The following is a 13,766-nucleotide window of genomic DNA, read 5'->3' on the forward strand; positions in this document are numbered from 1 at the left end:
TTTTATATGATTTGCGGACTTAACCAAAATTAGTATAACCAAAAAATTACAAACAGAGATGACAAATTTTATTAAGAAGGAGAAAGCTTCTGATTATGTATCTGTATTTGATTTGAAAAAGAAACTTATTGTGTTTTGTGCATTCGTTTCTTTGTCTCAAGTTCATGCATATGCTGTTAGTATCAAAAGCTCAAGCGAACTGCAAAATGTACAGAAAGAAAAAAGTATAAACGGGCAAGTTAATGATGAAAATGGGATTCCATTAGCTGGTGCGACAGTTACGGTAAAAGGAACTAAAATTGCTACAACAACAGATTTTGATGGGAAATTTGCTTTAAAGGCAGATGAAAATTCTGTGTTGGTAATATCCTTTATGGGTTTTACAACTAAGGAGGTCGCTTTAAAAGGGAACACTACAATTACAGTGAAATTGTTAAGTGAGGCCTCCTCATTAAATGAAGTAGTTGTGGTTGGGTACGGTAAAATGAAGAAAAAGGATTTGACTGGATCAATTGTTCAGGTTAAACCAGAAGCTTTGGCAAATCAAAACCCGCAGACAGTTCAAGATTTATTGCGTGGTGTTCCAGGTTTAAAAGTTGGATATACAGCTGATGCAAAAGGAGGAGGCTCTTTACAGATTCGTGGACAGACTTCTGTTTACAATGAAAATGGTTCGAATCATAATTCACCGCTTATTATTTTAGACGGTATGCAGTTTTATGGTGAACTTTCAGAAATCAATCCTGACGATATTGGTCAGATCGATATTTTAAAAGACGCGTCGGCAACTGCTGTGTATGGGTCTAAGGCGGCTGCAGGGGTTATCGTTATTTCGACAAAAAGAGGTAAGAATGGTAAGCCTATTATTAATGTTACAACAAACACGACGATTGTTAACAAAAGTGCCTATCGCGATGTGTATTCTCCAGAGGGGTATATAAAATATCGTCAAGATTGGGAAACTGCTAAAACCTATGGTACAAATGCAACAACCGGAAATTACGAGGCATGGATAACAGGTACAGCAGCCGGTAAACCGGGGTACTATACTAATCCTAATCAACTAGAACAGTATGGATTAACTCAAGCGCAATGGTTAGCTTATCAACCTGCTGCACAAATACAAGGGAAGAGTTTAAATGAAGTATGGGGACTCCGTTTGGGTATTACTGATGCTTCACTTTTGAAGAATTTTACTTCAGGAAAAACACACGACTGGTATGACAGCACTTTTAGAACTGGAATAAATCATGACAATAATTTAAGCGTTTCCGGAGCAAGTGATAAAGTAAATTATTATATGTCTTTAGGCTATTTTACAGCTGAAGGAGCTATCCAGGGTAACGATTATTCTGCAGTTCGTGCCAATATGAAAGTGGATACCAAAATTACGGATTGGCTTGACTTTGGAGCAAACGTTAATTTTCAAGACCGTTCAGACGGAGACATATCTGTTGGAGTTGGTACTAATTATTGGGATGCAAATATGTTAAGAAACAGCCCATTCTCTAATTTTACAGAAGCAGACGGTTCTTATGCCAGACAGCCTATGGGAGCAACTATCGGGGGGTACAATTATTACTATGACCGCCAGTTTATGGAGCTTGAAAAAGGATATACAATATTAAATACCATTTTCAATACAAAGGTAACTTTGCCTGCTGGTATCACATATACCTTTAACGTTGCGCCACGATATGAATTCTTTTACAACCGTTATTTTCAGTCAGCAGGTAATAAAAACTGGAACGCTGCAACTATAGGAGTAGATAGAGGTAATGGTAAAAAATTCAATGTGAATCTGAATAATACATTAGCCTGGGATCATACATTTGCTCAGAAACACCATATCATAGCAACGTTTGTTCAGGAAGCTGAAGACCTTAAATCATGGTCTGATATTACATATGCTCGTAATATTCAGCCTTCAGATGCCCTTGGCTTTCACAATACACAAAATGCAACGCTTTTAAACAGTTCATTTTCTACAACAGATACACATCAGACGGCTGATGCATTAATGGGAAGACTTTTCTATTCCTATGATAACCGTTATATGTTGACAGGAACAATACGTCGTGATGGATATTCCGCATTTGGAGCATCCTATCCTTACGCAACTTTCCCTTCTGTTGCATTCGCATGGAACTTTAATAAAGAAAGCTGGTTTAAATGGGAGCCTATGAGTACAGGTAAACTACGTTTGTCATGGGGTAAGAACGGAAACAGATCACTTGCCGATCCCTACTTGGCTTTGGCAAATTTAAGTTCAGGTACCGGAGCAACAATGGGATATATAGATGCTTCAGGAAATATTGTTGATATGAAATATTTAGGAATTGACCGTATGGCAAATCCAAATCTTCAATGGGAAAAAACTACGGCAACAAATATTGGTCTTGACCTTGGATTCTTAAATGACAGAATCACAAGTACGATAGATGTTTACCGAATGATTACCAATGATATGATTATGAGTCAACGTTTACCTGATTTCACTGGATTTTCATCAATTGCAACCAATCTAGGAGAGGTTGAAAACAGAGGGATTGAAATAAGCCTTACTACTTTGAATATGAAAAATCCAAACTTTGAATGGACTACTACCGCTGCATTTTCATATAATAAAAATACCATAAAAGCACTTTATGGCAATATGGAAGACGTTAAGGACGCTAATGGTAATGTTATCGGACAGAAAGAGTCAGATGATAAAACTAACGGGTGGTTTATTGGTAAACCAATCTCTCAAATTTGGGATTATAAAGTAATCGGAATTTGGCAAAAAGACGAAGCGACTGAAGCTGCAAAATATGGACAACGCCCTGGTGATCCAAAAGTAGAAAACAGTTATACTGCGGATGACGTTAACGGAAAACCAACTTATAATGAAAAAGACAAACAGTTTTTAGGACAGACAGCTCCACCGATTAACTGGTCGATGCGTAATGAATTTAAGATTTATAAGAATTGGGATTTAGCAATTAATATGTATTCCTATATGGGGCATAAATCACTTGATGGTCGTTATATGAATACTTACAATGACGGAAGTTTGTACACAAACAACTACAACCCGTTTGTAAATCCGTATTGGACAATTGATAACCCAACCAATGACTGGGCGCGACTTGATGCCAGAGGACCTGCAGGCGCTGGAACAGCAAAATTGTATGATCGTAGTTTTATTCGTTTAGATAATATTTCTCTAGCTTATTCACTTCCTAAAGATCTTATAGAACGCTTGCATCTGAGAAATTTCAAAATTTTTGCTTCGGTTCAGAATGCTGCAACATGGGCTGCTTCCGGTGAATGGAAATACTATGGAGACCCGGAAACTGGGGGATTGGCAACGCGAATGTTTAATTTAGGTTTTAACGTTTCACTTTAATAATTACAACGATGAAAAGATATATAAAAAATAAAATCTCAACACTTGCACCTTTAGTAGCGGCAACGGCTCTTTTGGTTTCTTGTTCAAAGGATTTTCTGGAGCCGGATCCACTTTCGTTTTACGAACCGGAAACAACATTTAGTACTGAGACAGGATTGCAGGCAGTTTTAGCAAGTGCCGATAAACAACTGCGCAATAATTATATCCATTATAATTCCGCCGGTAATAGTGTGCCTATCGGTACGGAATATGTTTTCTCTGATATGGCAAAATATGGGAAAACGGATAACAGTAGTACTATTTCTGATTTTGCTAACACTATGGTGCCCACTATGAGTTTTAAAACAGATACAAATGATGATTTTTACTTCGGGTTTTATTGGGGTCAAGCTTACGCGGGAATTAAACATGCCAATACCGTATTGACATACATTGACAACGTAAAAAGTTTAAGTGAAGATGTTAAACGCAAATATATCGGTCAGGCCTATTTTCATAGAGCATACCGTTATCTTAATTTAGTATATCAATTTGGAGATGTTCCGTTAATTACTAAAATTTTGGAAGTTCCAAAACAGAGTTATTATTCTACTAAAAAAGAAGCTATCATTGAAATGATTACAGCCGATATGGAAAAGGCAGTAGAATGGGTGCCGGAGCAGTCAAAATTACCTTATCTAGGTGTAGTGAACAAAGGGGCATGTCGTCAGTTATTGATTAAGTGTTATTTGGCATCCGGAAGATTTGCAGAGGCCGAAGCACAGGCCAATATCCTGATTAATAGTTCAGGTTATTCTTTGATGCAAAACACTTTTGGGACTTTTGATCCCGGAGGAAATCCAACAACATGGACTATTAGCCGAAATGTGATTTGGGATTTGCACCGACCTGAGAACAAGATTATCGCTGCCAATAGAGAAGCCATATTAGTAATGCCAAATGGCGGGGTACAATCATTTTTACCGTTTGCTTCGATGAGAATTTTTGGACCTAACTGGAATTCCGGTACGCTTACAACACCAGATGGTAAACAAGCAGCTGGTCGTTTTGCCTCGAATAGCGCTAGTTATCAAGCAAAATATGATTATGCAAGAGCACTTGGACGTGGTATCGCTACGATTAGTGCATCCTATTATTCTCAACGACCTATGTGGGTTGTAAATGGTGTGGAGGACAAGCAGGATCTTAGACATAACAGCACTGTTGGTAACTGGGTAAATATGACCGATCTTAAATACAGTGACAAGAATTCTGCTTACTATCAACAAAATTTTAGAATGAAATTTAATAACGTTCTGTTATCAAAAGATACTTTACGCGAATGGTTTGATTTTCCTTTGTATAAAATCTACTTGCACGATGTTGTAAATGAAACCAATCCAAATGCGACTGATTTTCAAGGAGCAAGTACAGGAGGTAAAGCACATTGGTACTTATACCGTTTAGCCGAAACTTATTTGTTAAGAGCCGAAGCACGTTTTTATCAAGGCAATACCACTGGAGCGGCTCAGGATGTGAATGTCATCAGAGCGAGAGCTGGAGCTTCTCAAATGTACACTAACGTAACTATTGGAGATATCTGTGCAGAAAGAGGAAGAGAACTTTACCTTGAAGAGTGGAGAAATGTTGAGTTAAAACGTATTTCACACTGTCTTGCACTCAGCGGAAAACCAGATGAGTGGGGTAATACTTATAGTAAAACCAATTGGGACAAACAATCTGGAAGAGATGCAGCTGGAGGAAGTTATTGGTGGCAGCGCATTGTACATTATACGCTTTATAACAAATATCCAGCCGGTATTGTGGTTCCAAATGGGACTAAGTTTTATACCATGGACAAACGCAATAATTACTGGCCTATTCCAAGCAGTGCGATAACGGCTAATATTAAAGGAACATTAAGTCAGAACTTCGGTTATGATGGTTATGATGCCAACGTTAAAGTTTGGACTAAATGGCAAGATGCCGTTGAAGATGAAAGTAAAATTTAATATTCTTTGATTTAGATATATTAGTTTAATTAGTTAGGATTAGTTTTAAACTAGATAGTAGTAACAGCTCATAATTAGTTCTTTTTTGTGAGCTGTTAAACTACTATTGATCTATTCTGAAATTTTTCAGTTCCCTTACAAATTTTAAAAAGTTGAATTTAAAGTATCGTTTTTGTCATTGTACAGAAATGATGCTCTAGGCTTTTATTGGCCAAATTTTAAAAAATTTTATATCCTTTTTTAGAATTTCAAATCTGGAAGAGGAGCAGCATTTGGTTAAGTTATTAGTATGATTTTATTGATGGTTTATGAAGGTTTTTGATTTAAGAAAAGTAAAGAAAATGAGATTTCCTCTTTTTGGTTTTTTGGTTTTTGGAATGGCATTGGTATTGACTTTTGCTTTTGCTCCAAACAAAGAAAAAGCGCTGAAAGAAGGAAAATATAAGTTAGTCTGGAGTGACGAATTTAATATTAATGGTGTTCCCAATGAAAAGAATTGGAACTACGAAACTGGTTTTGTCAGAAATCAGGAAGACCAATGGTATCAAAAAGAAAATGCCTATTGTAAAGAGGGTTTTTTGATTATTGAGGCAAGGAAAGAAAGTAAAGTCAATCCAATTTTTGTGTCAAAAAAAGATAAAGATTGGAGCAAAAATAGAGATTCTATAAAAGTTACATCATCCTGTTTAATTACGCAGGGGAAACATTCCTGGAAATATGGAAGGTTTGAAATGCGGGCTAAGATTCCAGTTGGAAAAGGAATGTGGCCGGCCTTTTGGACTTTGGGTATAGAGGGGAATTGGCCTGCAAATGGTGAAATTGATATTATGGAATACTATATGGGGAAAATTTTGGCAAACACCGCTTGGAAATCAAATAAACCTGATACAGCTTGGGATAGTAAAACAGTTGCGTTGAGTGATTTTAAAAAAGATTGGGCAGATGAATTTCATGTATGGAGAATGGATTGGGATGAGAATTGGATCAAATTATATGTTGATGATCAATTATTAAATGAGACTAGTATAAAAGAAACGATTCAAAATGCTAATCAAAAAATTATTCCATTCCAACAGCCGCATTATTTGCTGGTAAATCTTGCAGTAGGAGGAATTAATGGGGGAAATTTTTCCGTTGCAGATTTTCCAACAAAATATATAATAGATTACATCAGGGTTTATCAAAAAAAGAAGTAAAATGAAATTAAAATATTCGATAATTATAAGCCTTGTATGTTCTTTTATTTACAGTCAGAACAATTATTTTATTCCGGGAAAAGAATGGAAAGATACTGAAGGAGTACATATTAATGCTCATGGCGGCGGTGTCATTTTTGTTAGTGGAACTTATTATTGGTATGGCGAATTTAAGACTGCCGGACCCGAGGGGAATACTGCTTTGAAAGGAGTTAGTTGTTACACTTCAAAAGATTTATACAACTGGCATAACGAAGGGATTGTATTAAAGGTTGAAGAAGATCCTAATTCTGAAATAACAAAAGGGTGTATTTTGGAACGTCCAAAAGTTGTGTTTAATAAAAAAACGGGTAAATATGTGATGTGGTTTCATTTGGAGCTGAAAGGACAAGGTTATGATGCCGCAAGGGCTGCTGTTGCTATAAGTGATACACCCAAAGGACCTTTTAAATTCAAAAAATCATATCGTCCCAATAAAGGAATCTGGCCAATGGATTTTAAAGATGAATTTAAATCAGCTTCGGGTAATGAAAGCAATTTGAAGTCCTGGAGCCCGGAATGGTTGACCGCAATAAGAAACGGAATGTTGGTTCGAAGGGATTTTGATAAAGGACAAATGTCCAGAGATATGACAATATATGTTGATGATAATGCCAAAGCTTATCTAATACATTCTTCCGAAGATAATTTGACACTTCATATCTCGGAGCTTACAGATGATTATTTAGATTTTACTGAAAAATGGAGAAGAGTTGCTCCGGCAGGTCATAATGAAGCACCAGCAATTTTTAAAAAAGATGGGTTTTATTACATGATAACTTCAGGTTGTACAGGCTGGGATCCCAATGAAGCACGTTCATTTAAATCTAAATCTATTTGGGGTCCATGGGAAGCTTTAGGAAATCCATGCGTGGGCAAAGATGCGGAGCTGACATTCCATTCACAAAGCACTTATATTTTTCCTGTTCAAGGGAAAAAAGATCAATTTATTTTTATGGCCGACCGTTGGAAACCGGATAATCCAATTGATGGAAGTTATATTTGGTTGCCAATAATAATAACTAATGGGAAGCCTGTTTTGAATTGGTTTGATAAATGGAATCTTCTGGATTTTGAAAGAAATTAATAATGCTGAAAATAGAATCAGATGTCGGTGAATTAACCTGTTGGGTGAAATTCGAATTAAATAATAAATGAACCACATAGACACATAGAATAATAATCAATCGTCAAAGAATAGATAGAAAATAGCACTATTTTTCACATAGATTGACTATGAGAAAAGTAAAACGTCTATCAAACTCTTTTAAACGTAAAAAAAAATCTATGTTTCTATGTGTTTAAAAATAATTTCACCCAACGGGTTGAATTAATAAATTTGTAGGTAGGCGAAGCCAAATTAGCAGTTGTAATTAGCGTATTAATTTAAAGAATTATGAAAATGAAAACACAGCAAAATTATTTTAAACAGAAATTAAGTCTTGTTTTTTCTATGTGTATATGTATTTTATATTTTTCAGCAGTGCAGGCACAAAAAAAGAGACCAGTAAAAAAAGCTGTTACTTTGGATTCCATTAGATTAAGCGACCCGGCTATTTTAGCAGATAAGAAAACCAATATGTATTATATGACCGGTACGGGCGGACTGCTCTGGAAAAGCAAAGATTTAAAATTATGGAATGGCCGGTATGATATCGCTAAAACAGACCCAAATTCCTGGATGGGAGCAAACCCCATGATTTGGGCAGCAGAATTTCATCAGTATAAAAATAAATATTACTACTTCGCCACATTTACAAATAGAAACGTAAAAATAGATACAGTTGGCGGTAATATTATTGAACGCCGCGCGAGTCATATTTTGGTCAGCGATAATGCTCAGGGGCCCTATTTGCCTATGAAAGACAAAATTTATCTGCCTGCAAATAAGCCAACACTAGACGGCACATTTTGGATTGATAAAGACGGGAAACCTTATATGATTTATTGTTATGAATGGCTGCAAAATAGCAATGGAACTATTGAAAAAATAGAGCTAAAATCAGATTTAAGCGGTTCAATCGGGGAAGGGAAATTGCTTTTTAAAGCAAGTGACTCACCTTGGAGCAGAGAAAAAGATGCTAGCGGCAATGATAAGCCTAATAAAGTTACAGATGGGCCTTATTTGTTTAAGACAGGCACTGGACGTTTAGGAATGCTTTGGACCAGCTGGATTTATGATGTTTATACACAAGGAGTAGCGTATTCTAAAAGTGGTACATTAGATGGCCCATGGATTCAAGAAAAAGACCCCATTACACCACCAAATTTTGGTCATGGCATGTTATTTAAAACTTTTGAAGGTAAATGGCTTATGTCGGTTCACAGTCATAGGAAAATTGATGGTAAAACCGTTAGAATTCCAAAATTATTTGAGGTTGATTTGTCTGGAGATAAATTAGTTGTATTAAAACCTTATACGCCATAGAGGAATCCTTTTCAACTATAAAGGCAGTTTTTTATAGCTTTTAAACATTAGGTATAAATGTTTTTAGGCGCAGAATTTTAAATTAAAGAATTTTTTCGGAGGAAGAAGTTAAGTCTAATTGTTATATATTTGAAAAGTGTTGTTTTTACACTTATGTATTATGGTTTTTATACAGTTAGTGTGTAAAACATTTTTTTTAAATAATCAAAAAATAACCAGTTCACAATGATTGGAAAAAATAGATTTACAAAGACACTTATCGTAATCAATTTATTGCTAATAGGCTGTATTTCTGAAATTTCAGCGCAAGATGCGATTGCTGAAAGAAAGCAACTTTTTAATTCTGATTGGAGATTTTCTTTAGGAGATTCTCCTGAAAATAGTTTGCCAAATTCTGACGACAACAATTGGAGAAAATTAAATCTGCCCCACGATTGGAGCATTGAAGGCAAATCCGAAAAAAATAATCCAAGCGAAGGAGATGGTGGTTTTTATCCAATGGGGAAAGCCTGGTACAGAAAAACATTTTCAGTGCCCGCGCAATGGAAGAGTCAAAAGATTGCTATCTATTTTGAAGGAGTTTACATGAATTCAGAGGTGTTTGTCAATGGAAAATCAGTTGGTATTCAGCCGTATGGTTACACTTCTTTTGAGTATGATCTTTCGCCTTATTTAAAATTTGGACAAAAAAATACAATAGCGGTTAAGGTTGATAATTCACAGCAGAAAAATTGCAGATGGTACAGTGGTTCAGGTATTTATCGTAACGTATGGTTAATGGTAAGAAACCCTGTTCACTTTAAAAATTGGGGTCTTGCAATTACTACTTTGGAAGTCAAAAATAACAAGGCAACTGTCCAGGTTAAAACAATTGTGAAGAACGAAACAGCCGTTTTGCAAAATCTTTTGCTAACGACAGCCATTAAAAATGCAAAGGATAAAAATACTGCAGATTCAACCAGTAAAATAGAATTACAACCAAACGAGGAAAAAGAAATAGTTCAAACTATAGTAGTTGAAAATCCTAAATTATGGTCGGTTGAATTGCCTAATTTATATCAGGTTAAATCAATAATTAAAAAAGAATCAAAGATTCTTGATGCGGTGACAACAGATTTTGGAATCAGAACAATTGATTTCAGCGCAGAAAAAGGATTTTTATTAAACGGAAAAAAAATTGTGTTGAATGGAGGTTGTATGCATCATGACAATGGAGCGCTAGGTGCTGCAGCATACGATCGTGCCGAAGAGCGAAAAGTAGAATTACTGAAAGCAGCTGGATTTAACGCGGTTAGAACGTCGCATAATCCGCCTTCTGAATCCTTTTTGAAGGCTTGTGATCGCTTAGGGATGCTTGTAATTGATGAAGCTTTTGATGGCTGGAAAGAGAAGAAAAATACATTTGATTATGCTAGTATTTTTGATGCGCAGTGGAAACATGACATAGAATCTATGGTATTGAGAGACCGCAATCATCCGTCAATAATCATGTGGAGTATTGGAAATGAAATTATAGAAAGAACCAAGCCTGAGGCAGTTGAAACAGCCAAAATGTTGGCAAATGCTGTACGAAATATTGATTCGACCCGCCCGGTAACTTCCGCAATGACTACTTGGGACCAAGGCTGGGAAATTTTTGATCCTTTAATGGCAGCTCACGATGTGGCAGGATACAATTATCAGCTTCATCATGCCGAATCTGACCATGAAAGAGTTCCTTCGCGAATTATTGTACAGACCGAATCTTATCCTAAAGATGCTTTTGTTAACTGGAATTTGAATCAAAAACACAATTATATTTTGGGAGATTTTGTCTGGACGGCAATGGATTATTTGGGCGAGTCGGGCATTGGGCGATATGTGTACCCGGGAGAGCCAGAAGGAGAGCATTGGATAGCAAATTTTTACCCATGGCATGGTGCTTATTGCGGTGACATAGATTTAACTGGCTGGCGAAAACCAATTTCTCATTACCGAAGCATGTTGTATAATGATAATGAAAAAATATATATGGCAGTTCGGGAGCCAAACCCTGAAAACGGAGCCATAAAGCTTACGTCCTGGGCTGTTTGGCCAACCTGGGAGAGTTGGACTTGGCCTAATCATAAAGGAAAAAATATTGAAATTGAAGTATATTCAAAATATAAAAAAGTAAGATTGTATTTGAACGGAAAAGTCGTAGGTGAGAAAGAAACCGGTGTGGCGCAAGAGTTTAAAGCAACTTTCGTAATTCCTTATGAAGGAGGCGAATTAAAAGCTGTTGGTTTGGAAAATGATAAAGAAGCCGAATCAGTTTTGTTGAAAACAGCTGGTCAGCCAGCAAAAATAAAATTAACTGCTGATCGCAAAATTATATCTGCCGATAATCAGGATTTAGTATATGTGAGTGTCGAAATTACCGATGAGAAAGGTGTTTTGAATCCAAATGCACAAAACCAGCTTACATTTAAAGTTTCCGGCGCAGGAACAATAGCAGGAGTTGACAATGCCGATTTAAAAGATACGGATTTATATGTGGCTGATAGTCGTAAAGCATGGCATGGACGTGCTTTGGTAATTATTAAAAGTACTGCTGAAGGTGTTATCAATCTTGAAGTAACTTCACCTGGATTAAATAAAAATAATATCAAGATACAGTCAGTAAAAAAGAATAAAATGTAAATACCAAGAATTACAAAATATTTTAAAAATGAATAAATTAAAAACGATGTCGTTTTTAGCAATCATTTTCAGTGTGTCTTTATTTTCACAGCAAAAAGAAAATGTTGCTAATGTATTTCAGATAAAAGATCCCAATTATAAAATTAGCCCTTACACCGGAATGACAAAACAGCATTGGAAGGATGCTGCACTTTATTTGTTGGAAGGAGCATTCAGTTATATTCATACTCTTGATGATCCAATGAAGTTTCCAAAACAAGAAGGGAAAAGTTATCCTCAAGATGAAAGTAGAGTGCCTACGGAGAAATTAGAAGGTTTGAGCAGAACTTTATTTATAGCCTCTCCGCTTCTAAAAGAAAATCCTAATTTGGTGATTAATAATATCAAAGTGGCGGATTATTACAGACATCAATTCAGTAAATTGATCGATCCTAGCAGCCCTTCTTATATTGTTCCCCGTGCCAAAAATGGTGGGCCAAGTCAGAATTTAGTTGAATACGGAGCTATAACAATATCTTTGATGACCAATCCCGAGGTGCTTTGGAAACCACTTCCTCAAGATCAAAAAGATGCATTGGCAAAATCTATGTTGAGTTATGGTGACGGGCCTACTGTGCCTTCCAACTGGAAGTTTTTTAACATTTTTGTATTGAGTTTTTTCAAAGACCAGGGATATCCCGTTAATGAGAAATTGTTAGAGGAATATTTGCAAAAATCTTTAAACGATTATAGAGGCGAAGGTTGGTATAACGATAATCCGGCCTATGATTATTACAGTATGTGGGGCTATCAATTGTATGGCGTTTTGTGGTCTGAATATTTTGGAAATAAATATTATCCTGAATATGCCGCAAAATTTCGAAGCAATTTCAAAGATATGAATTCCAATTATCCTTTAATGTTTAGCCGTAACGGGGAGATGATTATGTTTGGGCGCAGTATCAGCTATAGAATTGCTACCATCGCTGCTTTGCCTTTTATGGGATTAGAAAATGATGCTGCTATAAATAATGGTTGGTTGCGAAGAATATCATCCGGAGTTTTAAAACAATTTCTAGAGCATCCACAGTTTATGAAAGATAATGTGCCTACTCTTGGTTTTTATGGGGCATTTGAACCAGCCGTACAAGTGTATAGCTGTAGAGGAAGTGTATATTGGATGGGGAAAGCTTTTCTGGGTCTTTTATTGCCGGATGATAATCCTTTTTGGACAGCAAAAGAAAATGAAGGAAACTGGGAAACCGAATTCAAGAAAGATCAGGTTTATAATAAATTTCAAAAAGGCTCGGGAATTTTAATTACCGATTATCCTAACATCGGCGCTTCTGAAGTGAGAGCCTGGTGCCATGAAAAAGTAAGTAGCGATTGGCAGAAATTTAGATCAACAGAAAACTATAACAGATTGTCTTATAACAGTGCTTTCCCTTGGCAGGCTGATGGCCAAAATGGAGAGGTAGCGATGAATTACGTTGTCAAAAACAAAAATGATCAATGGGAAGCCTTTAGATTATATACGTTTAAAAAGTTTGAAAACGGCATTTATTACAGAGATGTGGTTTTGGAAACCGATGAAAATATTAAATTTAATTTAGCCGATATTCCTTTGACGAACGGAATTTTGAGAGTCGATAAAAATAACAGCGATAAACCTATTTCGCTGCGTTTAGGACATTACGCTTTACCAAAACTGGATAAAGAAATTGTCACCACCAAAAAAAATGTAGAAGGTCATGAGATTACTATAATTGATAATGGAAAATATCAAGTAGCGATGGTTTCTGTTTTAGGTTGGGATAAAACAGAAACTGTGAGTGCAAAAGGATTACATCCCGAAAGTAATGAAAGCACTGTAATTGATGTTATGAGCGATTCAAAAACAAATAAGTCGGGGATTTATGCAACGTTGATGCTTTGGAAAAAAACGGGTGAAAAATGGAAGAAAAATGAACTTGTTCCAGTAAAAAAACTAGAGCAAAAAGAGAATACAGTTGTAATTGAATTTAATGACGGCACAAAGAAACTGATTGATTTTGATAAACAATAATCTGTAATACAGC

The 13,766-nt window shown here is 36.0% G+C and carries 7 protein-coding genes; all 7 read left to right on the forward strand.

Annotated features, from left to right (window positions below; genetic code table 11):
* Nucleotides 1-58: 58 nt before the first annotated feature.
* The 7 genes from OZP12_RS08755 to OZP12_RS08785 all read left to right on the forward strand — a co-directional run bounded on the left by OZP12_RS08755 (nucleotide 59) and on the right by OZP12_RS08785 (nucleotide 13,753).
* A complete protein-coding gene (locus OZP12_RS08755) occupies nucleotides 59-3,391 on the forward strand; it encodes a SusC/RagA family TonB-linked outer membrane protein (protein WP_281228694.1) in 3,333 nt (1,110 codons plus the stop codon).
* Nucleotides 3,392-3,402: 11 nt separating this feature from the next.
* The gene (locus tag OZP12_RS08760; protein ID WP_281228695.1) at nucleotides 3,403-5,385 is read left to right on the forward strand and encodes a RagB/SusD family nutrient uptake outer membrane protein; all 1,983 of its coding nucleotides are present in this window, start codon (nucleotides 3,403-3,405) and stop codon (nucleotides 5,383-5,385) included.
* 341 nt (nucleotides 5,386-5,726) lie between these two features.
* A complete protein-coding gene (locus tag OZP12_RS08765; RefSeq protein ID WP_281228696.1) occupies nucleotides 5,727-6,581 on the forward strand; it encodes a glycoside hydrolase family 16 protein in 855 nt (284 codons plus the stop codon).
* A gap of 1 nt (nucleotide 6,582) precedes the next feature.
* Complete coding sequence (locus tag OZP12_RS08770; RefSeq protein WP_281228697.1) at nucleotides 6,583-7,707, forward strand: glycoside hydrolase family 43 protein; 1,125 nt, start codon at nucleotides 6,583-6,585, stop codon at nucleotides 7,705-7,707.
* Between the two features lie 315 nt (nucleotides 7,708-8,022).
* On the forward strand, nucleotides 8,023-9,048 hold the full coding sequence (locus OZP12_RS08775; RefSeq protein WP_281228699.1) for a glycoside hydrolase family 43 protein: 1,026 nt from the start codon (nucleotides 8,023-8,025) through the stop codon (nucleotides 9,046-9,048).
* 225 nt (nucleotides 9,049-9,273) lie between these two features.
* On the forward strand, nucleotides 9,274-11,709 hold the full coding sequence (locus tag OZP12_RS08780; protein ID WP_281228701.1) for a glycoside hydrolase family 2 TIM barrel-domain containing protein: 2,436 nt from the start codon (nucleotides 9,274-9,276) through the stop codon (nucleotides 11,707-11,709).
* Between the two features lie 28 nt (nucleotides 11,710-11,737).
* Nucleotides 11,738-13,753, forward strand: coding sequence for a DUF2264 domain-containing protein (locus OZP12_RS08785; protein WP_281228703.1), 2,016 nt, complete (start codon nucleotides 11,738-11,740; stop codon nucleotides 13,751-13,753).
* The last annotated feature ends 13 nt before the right edge of the window (nucleotides 13,754-13,766 follow it).

Origin of the sequence: Flavobacterium aquiphilum (assembly GCF_027111335.1) — a bacterium.
GTDB lineage: Bacteria > Bacteroidota > Bacteroidia > Flavobacteriales > Flavobacteriaceae > Flavobacterium > Flavobacterium aquiphilum.